Annotated in this window: 19 protein-coding genes; 11 read left to right on the top strand and 8 right to left on the bottom strand. The window is 51.5% G+C overall.

Annotation, left to right across the window (positions count from 1 at the left end; all coding sequences use genetic code 11):
* The 3 genes from NYE70_RS21765 (at position 1) to NYE70_RS21755 (ending at position 4,262) form a co-directional block, all read left to right on the top strand.
* Positions 1-1,572 (top strand): response regulator transcription factor, encoded by a 1,572-nt coding sequence (locus NYE70_RS21765; RefSeq protein WP_341048155.1) that lies wholly within the window; start codon positions 1-3, stop codon positions 1,570-1,572.
* Between the two features lie 159 nt (positions 1,573-1,731).
* Positions 1,732-2,445, top strand: coding sequence for a beta-glucanase (bglS, locus tag NYE70_RS21760; RefSeq protein WP_341048945.1), 714 nt, complete (start codon positions 1,732-1,734; stop codon positions 2,443-2,445).
* 92 nt (positions 2,446-2,537) lie between these two features.
* On the top strand, positions 2,538-4,262 hold the full coding sequence (locus NYE70_RS21755) for an extracellular solute-binding protein (protein WP_341048154.1): 1,725 nt from the start codon (positions 2,538-2,540) through the stop codon (positions 4,260-4,262).
* A 91-nt stretch (positions 4,263-4,353) separates the two neighbouring features.
* Here NYE70_RS21755 and NYE70_RS21750 read toward each other — a convergent pair whose 3' ends face one another.
* Positions 4,354-5,991, bottom strand: a complete 1,638-nt coding sequence (locus NYE70_RS21750) for a response regulator (protein WP_341048153.1) — start codon at positions 5,989-5,991, stop codon at positions 4,354-4,356.
* Between the two features lie 11 nt (positions 5,992-6,002).
* Positions 6,003-7,712, bottom strand: a complete 1,710-nt coding sequence (locus NYE70_RS21745; RefSeq protein ID WP_213654695.1) for a cache domain-containing sensor histidine kinase — start codon at positions 7,710-7,712, stop codon at positions 6,003-6,005.
* A 260-nt stretch (positions 7,713-7,972) separates the two neighbouring features.
* Between NYE70_RS21745 and NYE70_RS21740 the strand changes: the two genes are divergently transcribed.
* The 3 genes from NYE70_RS21740 (at position 7,973) to NYE70_RS21730 (ending at position 14,396) form a co-directional block, all read left to right on the top strand.
* Complete coding sequence (locus NYE70_RS21740; RefSeq protein WP_341048149.1) at positions 7,973-12,361, top strand: carbohydrate binding domain-containing protein; 4,389 nt, start codon at positions 7,973-7,975, stop codon at positions 12,359-12,361.
* Positions 12,362-12,543: 182 nt separating this feature from the next.
* Positions 12,544-13,536 carry a GNAT family N-acetyltransferase gene (locus tag NYE70_RS21735; protein ID WP_341048147.1) on the top strand — a complete coding sequence of 331 codons (993 nt, stop codon included), beginning with the start codon at positions 12,544-12,546 and terminating at the stop codon, positions 13,534-13,536.
* Between the two features lie 68 nt (positions 13,537-13,604).
* Complete coding sequence (locus NYE70_RS21730) at positions 13,605-14,396, top strand: HEAT repeat domain-containing protein (protein ID WP_341048145.1); 792 nt, start codon at positions 13,605-13,607, stop codon at positions 14,394-14,396.
* 114 nt (positions 14,397-14,510) lie between these two features.
* On the opposite strand, the gene NYE70_RS21725 is transcribed toward NYE70_RS21730, so the two are convergent.
* The 6 genes from NYE70_RS21725 to NYE70_RS21700 form a co-directional block, all read right to left on the bottom strand.
* Positions 14,511-14,981: a hypothetical protein gene (locus NYE70_RS21725; protein ID WP_290405672.1), complete on the bottom strand. Its 471-nt coding sequence runs from the start codon at positions 14,979-14,981 to the stop codon at positions 14,511-14,513.
* Positions 14,982-15,092: 111 nt separating this feature from the next.
* Positions 15,093-16,571, bottom strand: coding sequence for a cellulase family glycosylhydrolase (locus NYE70_RS21720; protein ID WP_290405671.1), 1,479 nt, complete (start codon positions 16,569-16,571; stop codon positions 15,093-15,095).
* Positions 16,572-16,588: 17 nt separating this feature from the next.
* Entirely contained in the window at positions 16,589-17,419 is an 831-nt protein-coding gene (locus NYE70_RS21715) for a MerR family transcriptional regulator (RefSeq protein WP_290405670.1), read from the bottom strand.
* Position 17,420: 1 nt separating this feature from the next.
* Positions 17,421-18,839 carry an MFS transporter gene (locus NYE70_RS21710; protein ID WP_290405669.1) on the bottom strand — a complete coding sequence of 473 codons (1,419 nt, stop codon included), beginning with the start codon at positions 18,837-18,839 and terminating at the stop codon, positions 17,421-17,423.
* 121 nt (positions 18,840-18,960) lie between these two features.
* The gene (locus NYE70_RS21705) at positions 18,961-19,818 is read right to left on the bottom strand and encodes a DMT family transporter (protein ID WP_341048144.1); all 858 of its coding nucleotides are present in this window, start codon (positions 19,816-19,818) and stop codon (positions 18,961-18,963) included.
* 30 nt (positions 19,819-19,848) lie between these two features.
* Positions 19,849-20,844 carry a metallophosphoesterase family protein gene (locus NYE70_RS21700; protein ID WP_341048143.1) on the bottom strand — a complete coding sequence of 332 codons (996 nt, stop codon included), beginning with the start codon at positions 20,842-20,844 and terminating at the stop codon, positions 19,849-19,851.
* Between the two features lie 195 nt (positions 20,845-21,039).
* Between NYE70_RS21700 and NYE70_RS21695 the strand changes: the two genes are divergently transcribed.
* The 5 genes from NYE70_RS21695 (at position 21,040) to NYE70_RS21675 (ending at position 25,499) form a co-directional block, all read left to right on the top strand.
* Positions 21,040-21,834, top strand: coding sequence for a DeoR/GlpR family DNA-binding transcription regulator (locus tag NYE70_RS21695; protein WP_341048141.1), 795 nt, complete (start codon positions 21,040-21,042; stop codon positions 21,832-21,834).
* Positions 21,831-22,649, top strand: coding sequence for an MBL fold metallo-hydrolase (locus NYE70_RS21690; protein ID WP_341048139.1), 819 nt, complete (start codon positions 21,831-21,833; stop codon positions 22,647-22,649). Before NYE70_RS21695 ends, NYE70_RS21690 begins: the two co-directional genes overlap by 4 nt.
* 47 nt (positions 22,650-22,696) lie before the next feature.
* Positions 22,697-23,656, top strand: a complete 960-nt coding sequence (locus tag NYE70_RS21685; RefSeq protein WP_341048138.1) for a metallophosphoesterase family protein — start codon at positions 22,697-22,699, stop codon at positions 23,654-23,656.
* A gap of 33 nt (positions 23,657-23,689) precedes the next feature.
* Positions 23,690-24,010 (top strand): hypothetical protein, encoded by a 321-nt coding sequence (locus NYE70_RS21680; protein ID WP_341048136.1) that lies wholly within the window; start codon positions 23,690-23,692, stop codon positions 24,008-24,010.
* Positions 24,011-24,224: 214 nt separating this feature from the next.
* The gene (locus NYE70_RS21675) at positions 24,225-25,499 is read left to right on the top strand and encodes a Gfo/Idh/MocA family protein (protein ID WP_341048134.1); all 1,275 of its coding nucleotides are present in this window, start codon (positions 24,225-24,227) and stop codon (positions 25,497-25,499) included.
* The last annotated feature ends 20 nt before the right edge of the window (positions 25,500-25,519 follow it).

Here is a 25,519-nt window from a genome sequence, read left to right as displayed (position 1 = left end):
ATGATGAACATACTGATTGTGGACGACCAAAAGCACATCCGCGACGGCCTGCAGGCCATGCTGGGCCAGTTCCCACTGCAGCTCGACCAGATTTACTGCGCTGCGAACGGGATCGAGGCCTTGCAAATACTCCGTCAGCACAGTATCCAGCTGGTGATTACCGATATCCGTATGCCGGATATGGATGGATTGACGTTAATGGCCCATACCAAGGAGGAGCACATTAAGGTAGATTACCTGATCATCAGCGGCTACAGCGATTTCGCCTATGCCCAGAAAGCGATAAGCCTCGGGGCGAAGGGCTACCTGCTCAAGCCCGTGAAGCGGGAGGATCTGCAAGCCTCGGTCGAGCACGTATTGCAAGAGGTAAGAACCCGGCAGGCCCTCTCGCGCAATATGAAGCATGTTTCCCGCCGCGCCAAGGAGACGGACCGGAAAGAGCTGCGCATGTTCATGCAAGGAGCGGTAAGTGACGAGGAGTGGATTCACCGGACCCAGCAGCAAAATCCGGAGCTTTGGCAGAATTACCGCCTGTGCCTGCTGAGGGAAGAGGTATGGATTAACCAGCCGGGAGCCAGCAGTTCCCATGGCATGGAATCCATGGCTTACCGCGTTTATGGCAAAAGGGGATGCATTTGCCTTCAGCGTCGTCCGCATCTGATCCTTGCGGTTGACGCGTCGGTCGACCCCGGAGCTCTGCCTGCCGCACTCAAGGAGGAGCAGATGGGGGCCATCACGGCCATGACGAATCCGCAGCAAGGATTAAAGGGCTTGCCGGACAGCTACGCCCAAGTGATGGAGCTATACCGCCACAGCTACCTTTTTCCGGAGAAACGCTGTATTTTGCCAACGGATATTGCCGGTCTCGAACAGCAATGGCAGCTACCGTATGATGAGTTATATCACCTGTTCCAATTTATCGGCACCAAAAATAGCGGCAAAATTACCGAGGAAATTTCAAGACTATTTCATAAAAATGTGCTGCGGCGGTATCACATCCGCTATACGGAGCAGCTATGCCGGGCCATGGTGCAGATGCTGGAGGAATATGAGCGGGTCATCCGTCCGTACATGGGGGAAGAAACGCTGGATATGGAGTGCCTGCGTAATATTTTTGATCATCCGGGTATTCGTGATTATATCCAGGCGTTGCAACAGCAGTTGCTCCGGCTGAACCAGTTCTATTATGAATTCAAATGTAGCTACCGCAACACGCAGGATTTGAACGAAGCGATCCGCTACATCCACGAAAATTATCATAAGCCGCTGGATCTGGCGATGGTATCAAACCACGTGTCCCTGAATTATGCCTATTTCTCCAACCTGTTCAAGAAAAATGTCGGGAAGGGCTTTGCGGAATATCTGCGGGATGTGCGGCTGGATAAAGCCCGGCGCCTGCTGGCGGAAACGGAATATAAGGTCATTGAGGTGGCGGCCATGGTGGGCTACGAAAGCTACAAAAGCTTTACGCGGACCTTTCGGGAAGTGATGGGCATGCAGCCTACAGAGTACCGGCAACGGATGCGGCGGAAGCTTGAAAGGGAGGGGAAAGGCCAGGAAAACGCGTTATGAAGAGTTAAGATCGAACTCATGAAGCCGAGGATCTTGAAATAGTGCTATCTCACTTTCAATCTTACTATAGAGAGCGACACCGCCCCGATATACAATGGAAACGCCGGAGATGGAAGCGCTTCGAAACCGGTAATTATCCGATGGAGGTGTCAGATGAAAGTGAAAAAGAAGTCTTGGATCACTGTAGCGGCTGCCGGAATAATCTCCCTGGTTCTTAGTATCAACGCATTTGCGGGGTATGTGTTCTGGGAGCCGCTCACCTACTTCAATTCGGAGACCTGGCATAAGGCGGACGGTTATTCCAACGGAGGGATGTTCAATTGTACGTGGCGCGCCAATAATGCCGGCTTCACCAACGATGGAAAGTTGAAGCTGGGATTAACGAGTTCGGCTTACAATCGATTTGACTGCGGTGAATATCAGTCCAAATACACGTATGGATACGGATTATACGAGGTTAGCATGAAGCCGGCCAAGAATACGGGCATCGTGTCCTCCTTCTTCACTTACACCGGCCCTTCTTACGGTACGCAATGGGATGAGATCGATATCGAGTTTTTGGGAAAAGACACGACCAAGGTGCAATTTAACTACTTTACTAACGGGGTAGGCGGCCATGAGAAGGTCGTTAATCTTGGTTTTGATGCGTCGACCGGCTTCCATACCTATGCCTTTGATTGGCAGCCCGGGTACATCAAGTGGTATGTGGACGGTGTGCTGAAGCATACGGCTACGACGAATATTCCAAGCACGCCCGGTAAAATCATGATGAACATTTGGAACGGAACGGGCGTTGACGCCTGGTTAGGTTCGTATAACGGCGCCAATCCGCTGTATGCGGAATACGATTGGTTAAAATATACGAGCAATTAGATCGCATGCAACGCAAAGCAGCCGCCGGAGCGGCTGTTTTGTGTTAGTCTGATAGTAATATAGAAAAATTGAGGATAAGCGGGGGGCTGCGGTTGAACAGAAACGGTAAGAAATCCAGGAGCAGCTTGCTCATGATAGGCATTTTGATCCTCGCCGTGGTTGCGGGAGGCTGTCGGGACGGCGCCGATTCCGGGGATTCCAGGGATTCCGGCCACCGACCGGCCGGTGGGATGATGGACGAAGTCACTGCCGGCCAACTGCCGAAGGACGGGAAATACGACCCGGTGATAACGTTGACCTACCTTCGGCCATGGGGGCCGGACGTGAAGTTCCAGGAGGGGGAAGATCAGGATAACAATGGCCATACGAGGTGGGCCAAAGACAAGCTGGGGATCCAGTTGAAGAATCTTTGGGTATCTCCTTCCACAAATAACGCCTTCGAGACCAAGCTCCGGCTGTCTCTTGCATCCGATGCGGAAATGCCCGACATTATTTCATACCGCGGCGACTTCAACCTCGTCAGGGAGCTGATAGAATCCGGCAAGTTCCTCGATGCAGGCGAATTGTTCGACAAATATGCCAGCGATACCTGGAAGGATGCCGTGGAGGAGGACCCTACTGTCTGGTATCCGTACATGCAGGATGGCAAAAGAATCGGAATTCCGATTCTCGATTACGCTTATAACAGCGATCCGGTCATGTGGATTCGCGAGGACTGGATGATGAAATTCGGCTTCCAAGCGCCGAAGACGTTAAGCGACCTGGAGATCATCATGGAAGCTTTTACGAACCAGGACCCGGATGGAAACGGGGAAAAGGATACTTACGGCCTGACGTTCGGCTTCAAGAACTGGGTCAATACCTGGATGTCCGATGCCGGTTGGGTGTTCGGTGCTTACGGTACCCTGCCGAATCAGTGGAATTTGACGGAGGAAGGCAAGCTGGAATACGGTTCGATATCGCCTGGAGCCAAGCAAGCGCTGGAGAAGCTGCAGAGCTGGATGGGCAAAGGTTACCTTGCGGAAATGGCGGGATGGTATGACGAGGCCAAAGCGGTAGAGGAATTCACCGCAGGAAGAGCGGGAATAGTGGTCGGTCCTCATTGGATGCCTGCATGGCCGCTGGCGGACGTGAAGCAGAAAGTTAAAGGGGCTAGGATTAGAGCCTACCCCATTCCTTCCGGGGAGGATGGACGAGCAGGCAGGCACGGTACGTCCATTGCCAACGGGGTGATCCTGATCAACAAGGACATGGAGCATCCGGAGGCATTTTTTACGTATCAGAATTATTTGTTCGATCATTTCGCCAATCCGGAAGTCGGCAGTGAGTTCGAGAACGGACTGGCGGGGGAAAACGAGGAGGCCATAGCCGGCGAAGGAGATCAACTAACGAACAATGCCGTGCATACCGAGGGCTATGATTCCGAGAAGTATACGGTCACTTTTGACGGCGCCCGCATTCCAAGCCTGAATATGGCGACCTTGCTAAAGCTTGCGTACGGAGGGAAAGCCGTGACCCCATTTGAGAAAAAGGTGAAATCGGGCGCTTCCCGGGAAATGCTCGAAGCGGCGGAGATCGTAATGGTTCAGAGGAATATTGCCATGAATCAGATGTTTACCGGGCCTCCGACGGAGACGATGAACATGAACAATGATATTCTTTCCAGGATGGAAAAGGATACCTTCTCCCAGATCATCTATGGCAAGATATCGATTGATTACTTCGATACCTTTGTCGAGAAATGGAAGGCCGCCGGAGGCGATCAAATTACCCGGGAAGTGAACGAGTGGTACCGGACCGTCAATGAGGGGCAATGAGGTTCATAGGGTCATGGGCTCGCCGCATTGCAAAGAAAACAGGCGCTGCAGAAGTCATCTGCAACGCCTGTTTTTTGTCCGGGTATATGGTCTAGACAGGCAAACGATCGCGGTACTCCTGAGGTGTGACATCGTAATATTTTTTGAACACCCTAATGAAGTAGGCAGTATTGTTATATCCGACAAGCTCGGCGATTTCGAACACCTTGGCCGTCGAGGTGCGCAAATAGAAAGCCGCCTTTTCCATTCTGATTCTGTAGGCGTAGGCTGTCAGCGCTTCCCCTGTCTCGGCTTTATAGACCTTGGACAGATATACCGGATGTAAGTGCACCTCATCTGCAATCGCCGGTAAAGATACATCCCCGGCCAGATTGCGGTCGATAAAGCTCTTCACGCTGCGGACGATCGTGCTGTGATTGTCTTTTAAATCCTGTTCGGAGTCTTCCCGGATGCAATGAAGTACACGGATGGACCAATCCAGCAATTGCTGGACGGTAGAAAAGCCGGGAGACTCAAAATATCGATAAGAATCCTCCGGCAGCACTGCGGACAATTGCTTGCCGTTCTTATGAATAATATAAGCGAAGGCCCCGGCCAAAACGTGATAGGCTTCGATAAGGTGCTCGGCTACAGCCTGATCCCCCGCCGACTCCAGCAATTCCTCGAAGATTTGCCGGATCTTCCGCTCTACATCCTCGAATCGTCCCGCTTCCAGCAAACTGAGCAGGGTAGGAGGTTCATACAGTGACCGGATCGAATGAATCGGTTTCGTATCGGGCTCATCCGACGCACTGGCGAACAAGCCTTGCCCTTGTCCCATCCGCTTCCGCATGGACATGACCGAATGCTCGTAGATCTCACGGACTTGATAAGGAAATATCCCCCGGTTGCCAACCAGGATCGAAATGGCACCCTTCAGATAGATCTGCACATTGGACTGGATTTGAGCGGCATATTGCTCCAGCAGCGTTTTATTTTGATCGCCTCTGCCTGAGGATAGGGGGCTTTGCCTGCTGACGGCCAGAATAACAATGTAATCATGGGCATCTCTCGTATGCCAGATATGGAATTGCTTCTGCATCACTTCGTTTACGATATTGCAAATGGCATATTCCATGAGCGCGAGTTCCCGCTGGGCCATTTCGGACAGATGCTCCTCCATCCGGATCACCAGCATCCCGAGTTCATCGCCGGCTGTAAAGGGAAGCTCGAGGAGCTTCAGCTTATCCGCCAGTGCTTCCTCCGAATAGGTCCGGCCGGTCAACAGCTCATTGAGCATCGTGGAGCGAAGCAAGGGCTTATTCTCCCGAAATGTATAGAGCGCCTTCTGATAGGATGCGGCTTGTTCCCACTTGGTCTTGATGCGCTCTACGAGTCGTGTAACGGAGTGGATCAGATCTTCGTCGCTGACGGGTTTAAGCAAATAATCGAAGCTTCCTTGAACGAGGGCTTGCTGGGCATATTCAAAGTCGGCATGACCCGACAGCAAGATCGTGTTCACCAGCGGCCAACGGCTGCGGATGGCCGAAATCAGCTCCATGCCGGACATGCCGGGCATCCGGATGTCCGTAATGACGATGTCGATCGGATGGTTCTCCAATATGTCGAGCGCCATAGCGCCTGACAACGCCTCATGGACGGTTCCGATTCCGCACTTATCCCAAGGGATCGTCTCGGCCAATGCTTCAACAACGGAGCGTTCATCGTCCACTAATAATAGTTGCAACATGCTGTATTCACCTACTTGTCCATATTATCCCGCCAAGTGATGTCGACCCGGACGCCGCCTAGCGGAGAATGACGGAAGATTAGGCCGGATTCATCACCAAATTGAAAGGTCAGTCGCTGATGAACATTCCATGTCCCGCACCCCATATGCTCATCCAGCGGCTTTACTAAGTCATGCCTCATTTTCACAAATTGCTCTTCGGTCATCCCCATTCCGCTGTCTTCCACCGTAATGATGTTGATCCCGTTCTCGGACACGCCCCGTATCCGGATTTCGCCATGTTCGCCCTTAGGCTCAAGACCATGAATGATTGCGTTTTCAATAATGGGCTGAAGCGTCAGTCTCGGGACGGTTTTGTCTAAAATATCACAGGGAACATCGATTGTAAAACTCATTCGCTCCAAGCGCAGAGCTTGAATCTTCAAGTAATTGGTCGCCATTTTCAATTCTTCGGAAATCGTGGCAAGATCTTTCTCGGATCTGGTTATGTACCGGTAATATTCGCCAAGATTGAGCGCCATGGCCACAACCGCTTCCTCGTCTTTCATTCGCGCCATATTCTTGATGTAGAAAAGGCAGTTATAAAGGAAGTGCGGATTGATCTGGGACTGAAGCTGCTTCAGTGTCGCTTCCCTCCGCCGCAGCCTCTCCTCGTAGACGTTCTCTATGAGCGCCTGAATCCGCTGGGCCATAATATTGAATCGGATGAATAACTGACTGAATTCATTGTGCTTCGGGTTGTCCAGCCGAACTGAGAAATCTCCATCAGACAACCGTCTGGTGCCCTTGACGAGTTGGAGCAGCGGAAGTTGGACGCTCCGGTACAGGGTGAATATCACTACAATACTCATGACCAGAAGAACGCTGATCGACATGTAGAACAGATTTCTGCTGCTAGTGACCGGGCTTAATATTTGCTGCATCGGCACGTAGTCCACGTAATACCAATCCAGACTCTTGGACCTGATATAAGACACGTAGTATTCCGTATCATCCAGCTTGGTTCGAAAGCCGCTCTCTTCCTGGAGCGGCAGTGACTTAAGCTGATCGGCCAGCGTTGTCATCAGGGTTGTATTCGCCGAACTGTTGCTGATTACACCCAGCCCCGCATGAAACAGGAACGGATCGCCGCGGTTGTTCTGCTTGTTCTGATCCAGCAAGGCGGCCAGTTGATTGGCCGGGAAGCTGATCTTGGTAATCAGCCGGGCCTTGCCCGGCTCGGACATTTCTGTTGTCGGCTCGGTCGTATGCCAGATGAAGCTGTTGTCTTTATACACCCAGGTTTGCGGGAAGGGCTCGCTGAACTCTTTTTCGTCATAGGCAGGGGAGTCATAATACTCCGTCGAGATTACCTGCCGGATGCGCGGGAAATAAAGTGTAATCGTAGAATGCCATTTGCTGGCGGCATTGTACAAGTTCATCTTCTCCAAAATGGCGCCGCTGAGCCGAACACGTTCGTAGGGGATCCGGTTGTCGGGCAGCTGAAACTCCTGAATGCTGGAGTCCTGTCCGATCGATATGCCGTACAGCGACAACTGATAGATGTTCGACTCTATCGAGGAGGCGAAGGTAGACAGCCTGTTCGTCGTCGCGCTCTGGATTTCGTTCTCAATGACGGCTACGCTCTCCCGGTTGGAATAAGTGTAGAGGATAAGAACCGGAATGAGAAAGAGCAGGATCAGCAAGGTCATTTTGGTAAACACATTCATGCGTGCGAGCAAAGTTAGTAGGCCCCCTATCCATACAAGCTGAACTAAGGAATGGTTTCGTTGACGTTCGTTAATGCTCCATCGATAGTTCGGCTTATCTAGTTAAAATATCAATATCGTTGTTGGAATATTAGGATATAGATCGCAAATCGACGTTGCTATAATCGTACTATACAAGGTCCGGACGGCCTGTGAAAGACCATTTTCCGATTTGGAAGAGTTCCGCTTAACGAGGCTGCTAAGGAGTTTAACACAATGGGGAGGATTACACGATGAAAAAATGGCTGGCTATATTCATGGCTTGCAGCCTGACGCTATCCGCAAGTCCTGCGGCATACGGCCAGGAAGGAAGCAACCATCAAGCCGCGCCCGTATTTAAGGATTTATCGGGACATTGGGCGCAGTCCGCAGCAGTACATATGCGTGAATTGGGATTGATGCAAGGGGACGAGAGCGGGAGCTTCAGACCGGGCGCAGGAATCAGCCGGGCGGAGTTCGTGACGGTGCTGCACCGGATGCTCGGTTTTACGGGTCAGAGTTCCGCTCAGTTTGAGGATGTCCGTCCAGGGGATTGGTATTATGAGGCAATGATGCGTGCTAACGGGTCGGGGATTATACTCGGTATCGATGCGAATCATCTGTCTCCGACCGCGATAATAACGAGAGAGGAAGCCGCCGTCATCATCGACCGGGCGCTTCAATTATCGACAGGTATGGAGCTCGGGAGTGCCCTGCAGCAGTTCCGGGATGCGCAGGATATTTCCGGTTATGCGATGAAAGCGCTGTCCTATATGACGGAAGCAGGCGTGATGAAGGGCTATCAAGGCAAGCTTGATCCAAAAGCGCGTATGACGAGGGCGGAATTCGCGTCACTGTTGTCCGGAATGGTAGCCGATGTAGTTCAGACTCCCGGCGTATATGATGCTTCAAAGGTGAACGGCAATCTGGTTATCCGTTCTGCCGGTGTAACCTTGAAGGACATCGTCATTGATGGAAACCTGATTCTGGCCGAAGGTATCGGTGAGGGGGATATCAATCTGGACGGGGTCAAGGTGACCGGAAGCGTCATCATGAAAGGCGGCGGCTCCATCCAAATTTCACGTTCAGAGCTTGGCCGGGTTATTGTCGACAAAGTAGGAGAGACGGCAGGAATAAAATTTCTGGCGGGTAGCAAGGTCCAGGAACTCCTTGTGTTGAAAAAGGCTGACATCGAGCAGAGCTTGGACAGTAAGTTCGGCACGTTGAAGGTTGACGCCTTGGCACAGGGAACCGCCCTTAAGTTGCAGGGAGCAGTCGATCAAATGACGGTAGCTGCTAGCGGAGTCACGCTGAATGGCGAGAAGGTGGAGCCCGGGTTCAGCGGGTCGAGACCAGCCGACAAGCCGTCGTCCGGTTCAGGAACAACGACACCGCCGGCTTCGGGCGGATCGTCGGGTGGCTCATCGGGCGGATCGACAACAACGCCTCCGGTGACACAGCCAAACCAAGAGAAACCGGTAGCGCCTACTACCATACCGGACAGCAAATGGGAGCTGGCCTGGCAAGACGATTTCAACGGGACAGAGATCAATGCGTCCAATTGGAACGTAGAGAATACCGGCTTGGTATACAATAACGAGCTGCAATACTATAGCCCGAACAATGTAAGCATTGTTAAAGAAGGAGACCGCAGCGTCCTGCAAATTGAAGCGAAAAAAGGCGGTTACGGTACCAAAGAGTACAGCTCGGGCAAGCTGACCACCAAAAACAAGCAGGATTGGACCTACGGCAAGGTAGTCGTTCGCGCCAAGCTGCCTGAGCAGCAAGGCATGTGGCCGGCGATCTGGATGATGCCGACCGATGAAGCCCATTACGGCGGCTGGCCGGCTTCCGGAGAAATCGACATTATGGAGATGCTCGGAGGAAGCAAAGGCACAGGAAATACAAGCCTGTCCTACAGCACGATCCACTACGACAGTGTACAGCCGGACGGATCCCATGGACATGATCAGGGAACCTACACGCTTCCTGGCGGAGCGAAATTTGCCGATGACTATCATGATTTTCAGTTAGAATGGCTGCCGGGCGTGCTCCGTTTCTATGTGGACGGACACCTGGTACAGGAAGTGGAGCGCTGGAGAACCAAGGCGCCGGGACAACCGGAATACTATACTTATCCCGCTCCGTTTGACCGCGACTTCTACCTGATCCTGAATACGGCGATCGGGGGAGATTGGCCGGGAGCGCCGGACAACGATTTTGTGTCCGATACGATGAAAGTCGACTTCGTACGCGTCTATAATTACAAGGATCTGGCCAGTTGGCCGGATGTGACGGGTAACCCGCCGGCGATTGAGCCGCAGCGCAATCCGCAGCAGGACGGGAACCTTCTGTATAACGAGAAATATGCGGGTGCCGTAAACGAGCAGGGTGTGCCGGAAAGTTGGGAGTTCATTAAGAACGAAGGCGGCGCAGGCAGCATATCGGTGGTCGAAGATGCCGAAAAGGGCAAGGCGGCGGAAATTAAGATCGACAATGCCGGAACAAAGAATTATTCCCTGCAGCTTACGCAAATGCCGCTCTTTGTGGAAAAAGACAAGAAGTACAAGGTTACGTTCGATGCCAAGGCATCCGCAAACCGTACGATCATGTCCAAGGTTACCCAATTCGGAGGCAGTTGGAAGGCTTATTCGGGTGAAGTAAACTTTGACCTGACGACAGCGTGGAAGTCCTTTGAATATGAATTTGATATGCGTTCCGAAACCGACAATAATGCGAGATTTGAATTTAATGCAGGCTTGAATGATGCAACAGTTTACTTTGCCAATGTTCAGGTCAAAGAAATCGGAAATGCAGCCCCACTGCCGGAAGTTGTGGAGCGGAAGCCGCTGCCGGACCTGAACCTGATTTATAACGGCACGTTTGATCAGGGCACGAACCGGTTAGCGTTCTGGGAAGCTCATGTAGCGTCCGGAGCAAATGCTGACGTGTCCGTGAATAATTTCCGCAAGTCGCATATCATGGAACGCCAGCTTGTCGTGAATGTGGCGAGCGCCGGCGCTGCCGAAGAGGTGGTCGTTGCGCAGCCGGGGATGAAGCTGGAGGCGAATGCAACGTATGGCCTGTATTTTGAGGCCAAAGCGGATGTGCCTAGAGCCATGGAGATTGGCCTTACCAGCAAGGACGGACATGCGGTTCAGTTCCCGCTTGGCAAGATGGCACAGCTTACCGGCGAAATGAAGAACTATGCTTATGAGATCGTGATTGGCGACGGCATTGCGGTTGCCGAGTCCGAACTGCAATTGCTGTTCGGAGGCGATACGGGAACGGCGTATGTGGACAATGTCCGTCTGGTGAAGCGCGGCAATCCGGTCACCGTAAACGGATATGCCCATATTCAGGCGAGCGATGCCTGGGTCATGAACGGATTACAGTTGGAGGATTCGGAAGAAGGCGGCAAGCATGTGGCCTACATGGGAGAAGGAGATCTGCTGCAATTTAAGGCGAACGTTGCCCATAGCGCGGAATATGTGCTGTCCGCCAGGGTAGCGAGCGGCGATCCGAACTCGCAGATCCGACTCAGCGTCAAGGACGAGGACGGAAGGACCGTCACTCAATCAACGTATAACCTTGGCGAAACCGGAGGATGGCAGACGTACAAGACGGTTTATTTTGAGCCGGTTCAGTTAAATTCATCGCAAAGCTATTATCTCGATTTTGAAGGCCGCGAGTACAATACGCTTTGGGTGGATATTTCGGAAAACAAGGTCAAGAACAACAAGTTTACGCCGGACCTGAGCAGCTGGCAGACGGTGTCTGTGACGGATACTACGTACTCGAACGGGGAACTGACCCTACAAGTGGATGGCGGTACGCAGAATTGGTGGGATTCCCAACTGCAGCAAAACGGCATTTCACTGGAAAAGGGTAAGCATTACCGGCTGGAGTTTGATGCTTCCTCCACGGACCCTAAAACATTGCAAGCGGCAGTAGGACTCAATGTTGATCCTTATACAAAGTATATGGAACAGCCTGCCGAATTGACGACGGTCATGCAGCACTACTCTTATACGTTCGAAATGACGGAGGAATCGGATTACGATTCGCAATTGGCGTTCGGACTTGGGATTCCTGTAGAAGGGGATATGGCGCATGCCGTTACGATCGGAAATGTGAGACTTTATGAGGTGAATCCGGCGGCAGAGCAAGGCGGTCCGCCGCAGAATGTAAACCTGATTTCTAACGAGAGCAAGTGGTTCAGCTATGCTCCTGAGGCCGGCGAACTAACGTTAGATATCAAGAACGGAGTGCTGGAAGCAACCATCGGCACGGCGGGGGATCAGGATTGGAGCCGCCAGCTCATTTACGAAGGATTCGCCATCCAGCAAGGATATAAATATACATTGAGCTTCACAGCAAAGGCTGAAAAGGCCCGAAATCTGGGGATTGGCGCAGGTTGGCTTGGCGGCGCTCCGGACTACGCTTTTACAGACTACTATGGAAATTCGGTAGCGCTGACTACCACGGATGCTGACTTCTCCTTTGATTTTGAGATTACGAAGCCCGGCTATTCGAACTCCCGCATCTCCTTTAATATGGGGAACTTCGGAGGCACGGACGACGGCTTCAACAAGATCACCATTTCCAATGTCAGTTTGAAAAATATGGGGCCTGCCAAGTAAGAAGATAGAAGTAAGAAGTTTGAAGTAAGAATTTTTGGACCAGTCTGATCCGGATTAATCCGGTCAGGCTGGTTTTTTGTGAACCAGGAAGCAGATTTCAACTATAGTTAAGTTTTCTTAGGAAGAAGAGATGATCGGAGTTATAATGTGATCAAGGCATGAAACAGAAGAGAGGTAGTTGTATGGGGAAAATAAGCGCTCCCTGGCTTAAACTCAAGGCAGGCATTGACCGGGAGGATTACACCCTGATTAACCGTCTGCAGGAGCAATGCGTCCGTGAGGATCGAATTACGCTAAAGCTCGAGCTCGATTATAAACTGGAGGCGTCTCAGGAAACCGGTGATGGTGCAGGCCTTCAGCATATCAATGAATTCATGTATTTCGACGAGCAACAATTGGTCGGATACTTGGGAATAAGCCATTTCGGAGGGACGGGCTCACCGCTCGAGGTTACGGGAATGGTGCATCCCGCATACCGGCGGCAGGGGATTTTTACCCGGCTGTATGAAATGGCAGTAGCTGAATGGAAGCGAAGAAATTCCGGAGGCATGCTTCTGTTATGTGACAGAGCCTCGGTGTCCGGGCAGAAATACATAGCGAAAATCGATGCGGTTTACAGACATTCGGAATATGAAATGTATCTGCGTCAGAATCATCAGAAGCCGCAAAATGAATTGCTGAGCGGCGGACTCTCCTTTCGCAAGGCGACCAATGCAGATGGACGCGAGATCGCGAGACAGAACGCCATTTACTTTGGCGATGAGACTTATGATGCGGAGGACGCTACAAAGGACGCGGACTTGGAGATAACTTCGGAGTATGAGAGTGTACACAATGACAATGACGGCTTGTCCCTGCCGGAAACGGAAGAGCAACGAGGGATGCGCATCTACCTTGCGGAACTAAACGGGCAAAGTATCGGAAAGTTTCATTTGCAAATGACTGCGGAGGCAGGGGGGATCTTCGGGTTGGGCGTACTGCCGGAGCATCGCGGACAAGGCTTTGGACGAGCTATTTTGCAGCAGGCCATCGAGAAGCTGCAGGAAGCTGATATGAAGGAAATATTCCTCCAGGTAGCCGCCGAAAATGCGAAGGCTCTCCAGCTTTACAAGTCCTGCGGCTTTCAGGAAACCTCGACCATGGATTATTATGAAGCGGCGGGTAACAGAATTTGACCGTCTAGCTATTTCCGCTGAGGAATAATTGAACTTGTTCTATATTAGCGAAAGAGGTGAATTCGCAAATGGAAACATGGCGATATTGGAGTGATGGTCATACGGGCTTTGAAGCTTTAGAGGCATTCCTGAAAAATAACTCCGGGCTTCCGGGCCCAAGGGCAAATCTGAAGCTGGCGGAACAATTTGCAGAGGAAGTCATGGGGCGGATACCAGATGAACCGGCCTGGAAGCTCTTGCTGGAATGGAGCCGTCGGTCGGAGCCGGAAGCTCCAGCCAATGACCCTGGAGAGTTTCTGCCCTTCTATGCCCTTCAAGCGATTGGGGCCTGCTATACTGCCCTCGCGGCAGAACGGAAGAAGGAAGCACTGCCCGTGCTGAAAGAAGCGATGAGCGATCCCCGCTGGAGAGTGCGCGAAGCGGTGGCCATCGCCTTACAACGGATCGGGGAGCAGGATTTTGGCCTATTGGAACAATGGTTTGAGGATTGGTTGGAACAAGCGAATGCCCTTGAGCGTCGTGCCTTTTTGGCAGCGCTGGCCCATCCCCCGCTGCTCGGAATCCGAGAACATGCACGGTTTGGGCTGCGTTTGGCTGAACGGATTTTACAGGATTGGGCCATGGGGTTGCCGATTTCCGAAAAAGAAGAAGCGAGGGTACTGAACAAGGGACTGGAATACAGCCTGAGTGTGCTGGTTGAGAAAGAGCCAGAGGAAGGATTCGCTGTCATGCGAAGGGTAGCCGCCATGAATGACAAGCAAATGGATCGCATATTGAGTGCCAATCTCAGTAAAGCGCGCCTCAGCAAGAAATATCCTATAGAGGTGGCGGAGGTTCGCTTGCTTCTGCAAGAGAACTGAAAGACAGTTTTTGATGAAACACTGTACGCAATCGTATTTTGATGTCCAAGCGGATAAATAAACAGGCCGAAGTGCATGAATCAATCATGCCTTCGGCCTGTTTTGCTGTACTTATTATAGTTCGGACCAAGTCAGCGTCAGCTCATTCGTGCCTTCCTGTGCGGACAAAGCGCCGCCGATGAGCGACCAGCTCTCGTCAGTGGTATCGCCCTGAATAATCAAATTTTTCTCGTCGATCGTTTCAGCCGCATCCTCGATTCCTTGTTCCCGGAAGTAATCTTTATACATGTCGGCCAGCTTATCGAGCTTTTCTTGGGACGTAAAAATCAGAAGAGCCGACTTTTTGCCGTCGTTCTGTTCAGAATGGGAAGTGGTAATTATAGCATCCTCGGGCAGCGGAAAATCCTTCGGCAAATGCTCCGGTCTCTGACCTGAGCTGTCTGTTCCTTCAGCCCCGGCGGTTACGGCGTTTCGGTTATCCGGTGCCGAATTAGCGGAATCCTTGCTGGAGCAAGCTCCCAGCGCAACGGTCAATACGGTTGCCAAAACGATCAGTTTAACGGTTCTCCATTTCGTATTACTCATGCACACACCTCGACTTATCCTGGAATTATTGTTATATACTTCATATTCATTATATAACCAATAATTTACAAGATGATCAACCAATTGCCGTAGATGGTTTTATAAGGCGGGCTACCCTGCCATAATCGTAATCGTCTTGCTGCTTTGCGGTACAACAATCGCTATAACGCCGGCCTCCGATCCGGGATACTCGCGAATCTCGACTTTATAATCGCTCGCGCCGTTAATCACGATATCATCTGCAGACAGGCGCGCAGCATGAGGGTGATAGATCAGCGTCTCGCCGCCGGATGGAATGTATTTGACGCTGATAACACCGCGCTCGTAATCGAAGCGGTATCCTTTCAGCACGCCACTCGTCGTTTGCGGATAGGCACGGTTCAATGCTTTAGCATATGGCGTCTCTTTCATATTGTCGACATAACACCAATACGTATTGCTCCATAAATAACGCTCGAAGATCGCAACAAGCTCCTTGGTAAGATCGAGTGTCGCAGGGTGATGCGTAAAAGCTCCCCATTCCCCGATCAGGACGGGGATTTGAAGTCTCTCCTGTACCCTGCGGTGGGTGGCAAAGATCAAATCTACACGTTCCTGGTTGTAAATCTCGTAATGCTCCGTATCCACCACCAAATCGTAGCCATGAGGTACGAATACCTGTGAGGAATCGGTCTCTCCGGTATCATTTCGGATAAGCTGTAACCCCGACTCCACAGCCATGTTTGAAAAATAAGAGGTTTCCAGCATCAGGAACCTTTCGGGGTCGATCGAACGGATCGCAGCCGCTGTTTTGTTAAAGAAAGGGGCCAGTACTTCCTTCTCAAAACTTTGCGAGGCTTCTTTGGCATGCTCGACCAGCACACGGTACGTCTCCATATTTGCCATGCCGGCAAGTACTTCCTGCTTCTTCTCATCGTCGAACCAAAGCGCGGAAAGCTCTTCCATGTTGAAGTCTGTCATCCCCAATACTTGATGGGCATAGGCGGCAATGATTGCGCCGAATACTTCCTGGCCGCTCGTTCCGGGATATGGCTCATTCATCATGTCGTATCCGATCAGATTCGGGCAATCGGCGAAGTAAGCCGCAACATGCTTCCACATGGCTGCGTAATGATCCTGCAATCCGATGCCGCCTGCAGCCGGTGTATTACGCCAAAAATGATCCAAGGCGCGGTTGACCGCGGGGCTTTCCAGATAAGCGTCGCTCCACATTTGGCCGGTAACGTGGGGGAGATCGTCGGCGAGCGTTGCCCAATCAGGCGCGCCGTCACCATAGAGAGAGCTGTATAAATCCTGGTGCATATCCAGAAAAACATAAAGACCGTGACTCTCCGCCCATTTGGCTTGCTGCTTGATCCGGCCAAGATAGACGTCATCATAGACACCCGGCTGCGGCTCCACGCCATCCCAGATGAGCCCCAGGCGAATAACGTTCATCCCCTGTTCCCGGAACCAGGCGAACAGGTCCTCTTCGCAAGGCTCGACGTACCCTTTCTTCTTCTCCTTGCAAACGAGATTGATGCCGCTTAGTATGACATGTGCCCCGTCTTCGTTAATCAAGCGCATGCCGTCCGTCGTAAGTTTTTTCATCGTCATCAGCTTCCTTTCTAATCTTGTTCTTCCACTGGAATGTTGATCTCGATATAATGCTTGTCGTACTGGTTAAAAAGGTTGATTTCTAGTGAATTCCCGGCGATTTTCAGCCCTCGCTTGAAAATGAACGCCTTCATTTTCTCGTAATGGTCATCCATCTCGTCGTATCCGTCGCGGTGGATGACCAAATAATTTCTGGCGCAATATTGAGGCTCTAACTTCCGGAATATGCCTGAATCACCTTCCATCGGGAAGGTTGACAGGATCCCGTTGTTTAAGTAGGTGTGATAATTACCAGCGATCAAGTTATCCGCCGACACGATGGAGATGATATGGCAGAACGGCAGCCATTCCTGATGGCAGTTGACGTTGCGCATTTGCTGCTGCACCTTGCTTCCGAGTTTGGGGTCGCCGCTTTCCATGATCGAATCGGTAAGCAGCACCCAGTAAGAGGGCGTTTGTACAAGCTCGATGACTTCCTCGTTCTTAAACTGATCGAACTGTTGTCCCAGCACCTTCAGCTTGTTGGATAAATGCTTCAGATAGTCGATCTGCCGGTCGATCTCCTTTTGTTTGCCGGAAATGAGCTCGCGAATGTTGATCAGACTATCGGCCGCCAGGAGGGTCGTAATCTGCTCGATGGATATGTCCATCGCTCTCAGCATGCGGATCGTGATGAGCAGGTCGAACTGCTCAAGATCATAATAGCGATACTTGTTGGTATCCCGATTGCGTGGAAGCAGCAGTCCGATCTTGTCGTAATAGCGCAGAGTGTCGACCGGGATATCAAGAATCTTGGAGGCTTCGCCGATTGTAAATTTCAGTTTCAGTGGGGGTTCATTCACATTAAGTCAAGCCTCCTCTTCTGGCCTGGTTACTGAATGCCGATATTTCTTCTTCTTTTTTCTTGTCGAAAGGATAGAATGCCATGGGGATAAGACCGAGCAGTATAGAAGCTAGCGGGATCAGGCTTGTGGCGATGCGAATGCCGAGTACAGCTGTTTCGGACTGGGCTGTTGCAAGCCCGTCGTAACCGAATGCTCCGATGACGCTCATGAAGATGACGGTTTGGAGGCTGGAAAAGGCGACAGTGAAGATCGCGAACAGACCGTTGAACAAACCGGTCTTGCGTACTCCGCTCGTGCGCTCGTTCTCGTCGATGATCAGCGCTCCCACCGGCGAGACCGCGGTGCGAATGTAATTAACGGTAATAACGACCAAAACGTAGGAAGCGGCGACCGCCCATATGTTGCTCGCGAAGAAAATCCCTCCGTAGCCGAGGATAGCGGGAACGGTTCCCCAGTAGACACTTGTTTTTGTGCCGTATTTCTTTATGATGTATCCCATCACCGGCAAGAACATGAGTGCAATGACATGCGTGCCGACATCGATCGTCGTCGTAACGGCTCCGCCCGCATTGACTACACCGTCCATATAGTACAGGTAGGGTGTAAAATAAAACCCGATCGGGCCGGCGGTGATGATGGAATACAGAACAAATGTAATGAACTGGCGGGATTTGATGATCTCCCAAGACTGGCTCCATAGCTCATTCATCGCGAATTGCTGACCTTCCAGCGATTCGTACATCTTCGCATCGTCTTTCAGTCCCCTGAGCGCCAGGGTGAAGAACACCGTCTCCACCAGAATGACTGCGGAGAAGACGGGGATAATCACCTCGCGCTTCCCGTCTCCGACGAGAAGCAAAGTCGGGATCAAGGTGATGAGAAAGGACATCGCTTGGGAGATGTAGTTCTGAACAATCCCGACATCGATGCGTTCTTCCTTGGTGGGGGCGGCGATCAACATATAAGATTGATAGGCGATACCGTAGGCGGTTGCGGCGGTATCATAAATAAACAACTCCGCCGTATAAAGAAGGAAAATCAGCCACTGGTCCCATGAGGGACTGGACAGCATCATGAGGAAGGAGGATATGATCATGAAAGGCACGGTTACCCTCATGATATAGACGTATTTGCCGCGATTCGGGCGATGCCTCAGCTTGTCGATCCAGACGCCGATCATCGGATCGTTGATCGCATTCCAGATGTTGTAGATCACATACACCCAGGCAACATATTTTGGGCTAAGGCCAATCATATCCGTGTAATACTTGATGAACACGTTATGAATGAGAACCCCCCCGACCGACAGGATCGGCCCCGGCAGCGCGAGACGCCATTTCTCTCCCAAGGTCAGACCTGAAGTGGTAAACCGAAAAGCATTTCGAACGGAGCGAACTGCTTTTTTCACGAATCGCACTGGCCTTCCTCCTTCTGATTCAGCAGTATTGGAACCGCTTGCAAATGAATACAAGAGGGCTGTCGATCAGCCTCCGTATCCATTGTAAACCATGGAGTAACTCCAGTTTAAAGAGGGAATTTCAGCCCCACATTCCCACCAGTAATATTCCGGAGGCAATGACCACGGAGCCTAGAATTCGCTGCGTTCCCTGCTTTTCTTTAAGCAAGAGCACCCCTAACAATGTGGCGAAGATAGTCCCGGTTTCCCGCAAAGGGCCAATATGGGCCATGGGCGCTTGCTGCATGGCGAACAGAAATAGTAAATAAGAGCCGGGGTTGAGCACGGCACCGAGGAGCATCGTCCGCCAGTTGACCTTCCACTCCGCGCGAAGCTCGCCGGAGAGCAGGACCTGCGGAGTAAGACCCGCTACGAAGCCGATATTGGTTATCTCGAGGAGGGCCAAAGGCGAGATCTGCTGCAGATTCAACTTGTCGACGAGTACATAGCAGGTGATGCAAGCGCCGATTCCGAGAGCCATCAGCAGCGGCTTCATCTCTTGCATCCGGACCGATACCTTCGACTTTCGGGTTCCCATCCCTGTCAGGACAAAGAATCCGGCAAGCATAAGACCGATTCCGAGCCAACCGGCTCCGGACAGCGATTCTTTCAGGAAAATGACTCCGACCAACGGCACCAGCAAAGTGCTGGTACCGCGCATGATCGGATAGATTTGCGAAAGGTCGCCAAGCTCATAAGTCTTGGAAAGCATCCAAGAGTAGAGAGCTTGCAGGACCGCGGATAGAGCCAATAGGGCGTAAGCTTCGGGTGACAAGGATTGAAGCCCCAGTTCCTGAATCAAAGAAGGCAGGAGCAATAGGGTGGGGAGCATCATGATTGACCAAAGGAAGACGCTTTTGTTCCGGCTTTTTTTGGTGAACAGATTCCAGACGGCATGGGCCATGCCGGAAGCGAGGACAAGCATTATGGGAATTAGCATTATGTTTTCATTCCATTCGTGAAGGATTGTTTATTGACCGTTCTCCGGGTGATGGGCCGGTTGTTCCATAATAGGCGTTCCGTCCTCGAGGCGAAGCCAGGTTTCGAAGCCGGGCCGGCCTTCCGTGAGCCTGATCAAGCGGGCGCCGCGGGGAAAGCCTTCCTTGCCGTAGGTATTATGGCCGCTAGCCCGTCCGTAACAGAGCGAGATACCGTACAGATTCCCCATATAGTCGTTGATATGGTCATGTCCGCAAAACGTTCCGATGACATCACCCATTTCCAGCAATGCCGCAAACATGCCGGAATTGAGGACAGGACTGCACACCTGCTCCTGTTTATGTCCATAGCAGATTCGGGTATCCCAAACTTCCTTGTATTCGGGAAGCGGAATATGGAAAAAGGCAAGCGCAGGCAGCTTGCTCCCGTCTTTACCGTCATTGAGGCGGTCCGATTCGGCGGCGAGCCAGTGTATTTGTTCACGTCTTATCCAGTCATATCCTCCAACATTAGGGTTGGTCGAGTAGCTGCCGGAATCGAGAAAATAAAGATTGACGGCCGAATTGCCTTCCCGGTCGGCGACCTGAAGGGCATAGTTGCTTCCCGGCAGATGGTTGGGACCCGACTCGCTCACCGTATGCCGATGCTGCAGAACAACCTGCATCAATTCTTCGCGCGTAATCCGCTGTTCCGTGTCGTGATTGCCGAAGACGAAAGCCCAGGGGATTCCGCGTTCTTCTACACTCGCGACGGCTTCGCGGAAGGCTTGCTCCGGAGATTCGCACTCCGGCTCTCCGGGGGCGACCTCTCCGGTATAAATGACATCTCCTGTAAACACGGCAAGATCCGGCCGCTCCGTATCCAGTACTTGTTCCATCAGTGCCCTGGTGCGCTGATCCTCTTCTTGCCCGTCTTTCCAGTGCAGGTCCGTAAACTGAACGATGGTAAAGGTCCCATCCTCTCGAAATGCCAAGCTTCGGCTCATCTTCGTATCCCCTTCCAAGATCATGTTGAGTTGTGTTTTCATGTTGTTTTGTGTTGTTTTAAGTGATTGTATCTCTGGCTCTTCATTCCGTCAATAGAGGTGTTGAGGACAAGCGGCGCCGGTAAAATTAATTTGGTTGACAAGAGAAGTTCCAAAATATACACTGGCCTTAAATATATAAAACCACATAAAAACACACGAATAACACATTTCTTTTTAGGGCTCGGAGGGTTTGAAATGTCTTTATCTCATGAAGAACGCAGGGAGACGATCCTTGCCCAACTGGGCACGGAAGGAAAGGTTCAAGTACACGCGTTGTCCGTGTCGTTCAATGTATCTACAGAGACGATTCGCAGGGACCTGGATAGGCTCGAAAAGGAAGGGAAGCTGCGCAAAGTATACGGAGGCGCCGTGCTGGCCCGTTCCGAACAAACCGAGCCCGCTTTTATAAAGCGTTCTCGTATGCACTCCGGGGAAAAACAGATGATCGGCAAGCTCGCGGCGTCGCTGATTCATGACGGGGAGACGATTCTTCTGGATAACGGAACAACCACGATTGAAATCATGAAACAGTTGAAGGATCGTTCCGATGTTACGGTGATCACGAATTCCGTCCCGATTCTCAATTTGGCGTTAAAAGAATTTAAGGGCAAGATTATCTTTACCGGTGGAGAAGTCAATGCAAAGTTTCAGGCAGCCACGGGGCCAATGGTATATGAGCTGCTGGATCAGTTCAAAGTGAACAAGGCCTTTATTTCGGCGGGAGGGATATCGATGTCCGACGGGATCACTGATTTTCATCCGGAGGAAGCCGGGGTTTCCAGAAAAATGATGCAGCGAGCGGAAGAGGCTATTTTGGTCGCAGACCATTCCAAGTTTGGCGTTACCACATTTGCGAAAATATGTTCCATCGAGGACATTTCGATGATCATTACGGACGCGTCTTGTCCGCAGGAATGGCTGGATACGCTGCAGCGCCTGGACGTGGAAGTCTTAACGGGGAAAAGTCCCAAGAGGAGGAAAAACCAATGAAGATCCATTTTCTTGGAACGGCGGCCGCGGAAGGATTCCCCAACCCTTTCTGCCGTTGTGAGACCTGCCGCAAGGCGAGATCGGCCGGAGGGAAAAATATTCGAACGAGAAGCTCCATACTAATCGACGGCGTGACCAAGGTGGATTATTCCGCGGATTCCCACATGCAGGCGCTTCGCGACCAGATCGATATGGCGGCGATCGAGCATCTTTTGTTCACGCATACGCATTACGATCATTTTCAGCCTTGGGAGCTCTACAACCGGACTGAAGGATATGCGCTCGGCATTGATCATCCTTTACATATTTACGGCAATGATGCGGCCATTAACCAGAGCTTGATCACGGTGGGGCCGGCCGCAGGAGACAGATTAGCGTTTCACCTTTTGCGCCCGTTCGAGAGTATCGTATTGGGCGATATGCGGGTTACCCCTTTGCTTGCAAACCATGATCCTATGGAAACTTGTCTGCTGTTCTTTATTGAAAAAGGGGGCAAGACACTGTTTTACGGTCATGACACCGGGTGGCTGCCTGACGATACCTGGAAATGGCTTGAAGGCAAAGTCATCGATATGGCGATCCTGGATTGTACGCACAGCTACACGAAGAATGACCGGAATCCAAACCATATGGGGATCGAGACCGTCCTAGAGGTTCAGCGCGTATTGCGGGAACAAAGTATACTTCAGAGCAACTCCCTTGTTTATGTGACTCATATTACGCATAATTCCGGTTTTCTGCATGAGGATTTCGAAAGCGTTTTCGAGCCGCACGGTATTAAGGTGGCTTATGACAGCCTGATCGTGGACCTGTGACCCGGCGGGGATTTGGAAGAAATCTGTGGTAAAGAGGCGAATGCATCATGGAGAAAAAGCTGAAATTTCGTGAGGACGGAACGTTTGTCATTGTTCAGTTTTCGGATATGGAATTTATCGATGAAGAGGATCAGGACCCGGAGACACCGCTGCTCGATGCTGTGACTAAGGAGACGATGGAGCGGATTATTTCGCTGGAACAGCCGGACCTTGTCGTGTTTGACGGCGATTTGACGGCAAGCGCAAGGAGCAAGGATCCGCTCCGGTCTTTACGCAGCGCCGTTGCGGTTGCCGAAGAGAAGCAGGTGCTTTGGGCCGCGGTGTTCGGCAATCATGATGCGGAAGGAAGTTTGCCGCGCAAGGCAATGCATGAGGAACAATTGCTTCATCCCTACTGCGTTGCCAAAGGAGATCCGCCAGGGGTAAGCGGGGCTGGAAATTTCGTCCTGACCATAGAGGATCAGACGGGTAAACCGGCGGCCTCTTTGTTTTTTCTCGACAGCGGGGATTATGCAGAGTTGGATGCGGTCGGTGGCTACGACTGGATTCGCCGGGATCAAATCGATTGGTATGTGTCCCAATCCCGGCAATTGGCCGAGCAAAATGGCGGAGCCCCATTGCCTGCGCTGGCGTTCTTCCATATCCCTCTGCCGGAATACGCCGAAGTATGGAAGATGAAAGTGTGCGAGGGCCATTGTTATGAATATATCAGCTCGCCGCGGATTAATTCGGGACTTTTCGCAGCCATGTTGGAAATGGGCGATGTCATGGGCACGTTTGTCGGTCATGACCACGCGAATGACTTTTGCGGCATGCTGCACGGCATACGGCTCTGCTACGGCCGGTCGACGCGTTATGTTAGTTATGAAGACGATATGCGTAAGGATAAATTCCCGACGGGCGCAAGAGTAATCCGGCTAAAAGCCGGAGAGCGGCAGTTCGAAACCTGGATTCGTCAGAACGATGGTCTTGTCGCTGAGCAGCCTGTTCATGAGCCGGAGTTTTAATTACTTAATTATACGTTACCTGGAGGAGATCAAGTGGAGACAACATACCCGGCAGATCAACTGGAAACGAGAATCGTCAGTTCATTGACAAAGGTGTTTGCGGATGAAGAACTGCAAGCGCTGCCGCAACATTCCGGTTCCGCTTTGCGCGGAGAAACTTATTCTTTTCAGATGGCATATCGCACTAATATTCATATGAGATCGCTGCAGGTCCATGTGGAATCGGAGCTTCTGCCGCATATCGAGCTTCGTACCGTGGAGCTGGCCCCCGCTGAATTTGTCAACTACCATGATGCCGACGAGTTTGTGCTGCGAATGACGCCGGGGTTATATCCGATCCGCTCTTTCCGCTGAACAACGAACGGGGACTTACGGGGTATCCGTATCAATGGCGATCTGTCTGGGTTTCCGTGAAAATTCCGGTGGATACGGCGGCTGGCATTTTTGATATTGCGGTGGCAATCACGGATAGTCAAGGAAATCCATTGGCTCGGGAAAATTTTGCGCTGGAAGTGATCCCGGCGGCATTGCCGGAACAAAAAAGTCACATACAAAGGAGCAGAGTGGGATGAAGAAAGTCACTGTCGCGTTAATTGGAGCAGGCCTGCGGGGGATTAACTATGCGGAATATGCAATTCAGCACCCCGATGAGCTTCATTTTGTAGCCGTTGCCGAGCCGAATGCGGACCGGAGAAATCAATTTAAGGCAAGACATAAACTGGCGGATGAGGCGTGCTTTGCCCATTGGGATGATTTCTTTGCCTCCCCTAAAGTAGCGGATGCGGTATTCATCTGCACCCAGGACAACCAGCATTTTGAGCCGACGATGAAGGCTCTTGCAGCGGGATACCATGTTCTGTTGGAGAAACCGATGTCTCCCGATGCCAAGGAATGCGTGCTGATGGGAGAATTGGCCGCGACCGCAAACCGGGTCTTTTCGATCTGCCATGTATTGAGATATACGAACTTCTTCTCCACGATCAAGGAGCTCCTTGAAAATGGCGCGATTGGACAGTTAATGTCCATTCAACATAATGAGAACGTCGGATACTGGCATCAAGCCCACAGCTTTGTAAGGGGCAACTGGCGAAGAAAGGATGAATCCAGTTCGATGATTCTTGCGAAGTCTTGTCATGATCTGGACATTCTTTCCTGGCTGACCGATTCGGACTGCGTCCGGGTGTCATCCTTCGGCTCATTGTCTCATTTCAAAGCCAGCGAGGCACCGGAAGGAGCGCCGCTGCGTTGTACGGACGGATGTCCGGTGGCCGATACCTGTCTCTATTATGCCCCTGCTCAATATTTGACGGAAAATACGGATTGGCCTACATCGGCAATTAGCGATGACCTGAGCTATGAGGCACGCCTGAAGGCTCTGCAGGAAGGGCCTTATGGAAGATGCGTTTACCACTGCGATAATGATGTCGTGGATCACCAAGTGGTAAATCTGGAATTCGCTAATTCCGTTACTATAGCATTTACGATGAGCGCATTTACGAAGGACGTTAGCCGTACCATCAAGCTGATGGGGACCCAAGGCGAAATTCGTGGAGCGATGGAGAAAAATGAGATCGAAGTGCTTCATTTTGGAAGCGGCAAGGTGGAGAGAATCTCGTTCGAGAATCCGGGAGGTCACGTCGGCCACGGCGGAGGCGATATGGGATTGATCAAGGACTTCGTCAAATTGGTTCGTGCCGACGGGAAGCTGCAGGGCCGCACATCGGCTAATCATTCCGTACAGAGTCACTTGATGGCATTTGCGGCGGAGCAGTTCAGAGTGGAAGGCAAAGTCATCGTTATGGATGATTTTGTGCAAAGCATCCTGATCAAGGAAAACGAATAATCTTTATAAGCGATCGTAAA

Source organism: Paenibacillus sp. FSL R5-0407 (assembly GCF_038009185.1).
Taxonomy (GTDB): Bacteria; Bacillota; Bacilli; order Paenibacillales; family Paenibacillaceae; genus Fontibacillus; species Fontibacillus vini.
The sequence above is the reverse complement of the archived record's forward strand: the minus strand, read 5'-3'. Positions and strand labels throughout refer to the sequence as shown.

What these genes read in the sequence shown, in the direction of transcription:
- NYE70_RS21675 (WP_341048134.1), top strand. Translation starts at nt 24,225, where the DNA reads ATGAAGAAAGTCACTGTCGCGTTAATTGGAGCAGGCCTGCGGGGGATT.
- NYE70_RS21730 (WP_341048145.1), top strand. Translation starts at nt 13,605, where the DNA reads ATGGAAACATGGCGATATTGGAGTGATGGTCATACGGGCTTTGAAGCT.
- NYE70_RS21705 (WP_341048144.1), bottom strand. Translation starts at nt 19,818, where the DNA reads ATGCTAATTCCCATAATGCTTGTCCTCGCTTCCGGCATGGCCCATGCC.
- NYE70_RS21765 (WP_341048155.1), top strand. Translation starts at nt 1, where the DNA reads ATGATGAACATACTGATTGTGGACGACCAAAAGCACATCCGCGACGGC.
- NYE70_RS21750 (WP_341048153.1), bottom strand. Translation starts at nt 5,991, where the DNA reads ATGTTGCAACTATTATTAGTGGACGATGAACGCTCCGTTGTTGAAGCA.
- NYE70_RS21700 (WP_341048143.1), bottom strand. Translation starts at nt 20,844, where the DNA reads ATGAAAACACAACTCAACATGATCTTGGAAGGGGATACGAAGATGAGC.
- NYE70_RS21725 (WP_290405672.1), bottom strand. Translation starts at nt 14,981, where the DNA reads ATGAGTAATACGAAATGGAGAACCGTTAAACTGATCGTTTTGGCAACC.
- NYE70_RS21740 (WP_341048149.1), top strand. Translation starts at nt 7,973, where the DNA reads ATGAAAAAATGGCTGGCTATATTCATGGCTTGCAGCCTGACGCTATCC.
- NYE70_RS21735 (WP_341048147.1), top strand. Translation starts at nt 12,544, where the DNA reads ATGGGGAAAATAAGCGCTCCCTGGCTTAAACTCAAGGCAGGCATTGAC.
- NYE70_RS21720 (WP_290405671.1), bottom strand. Translation starts at nt 16,571, where the DNA reads ATGAAAAAACTTACGACGGACGGCATGCGCTTGATTAACGAAGACGGG.
- NYE70_RS21685 (WP_341048138.1), top strand. Translation starts at nt 22,697, where the DNA reads ATGGAGAAAAAGCTGAAATTTCGTGAGGACGGAACGTTTGTCATTGTT.
- NYE70_RS21690 (WP_341048139.1), top strand. Translation starts at nt 21,831, where the DNA reads ATGAAGATCCATTTTCTTGGAACGGCGGCCGCGGAAGGATTCCCCAAC.
- NYE70_RS21695 (WP_341048141.1), top strand. Translation starts at nt 21,040, where the DNA reads ATGTCTTTATCTCATGAAGAACGCAGGGAGACGATCCTTGCCCAACTG.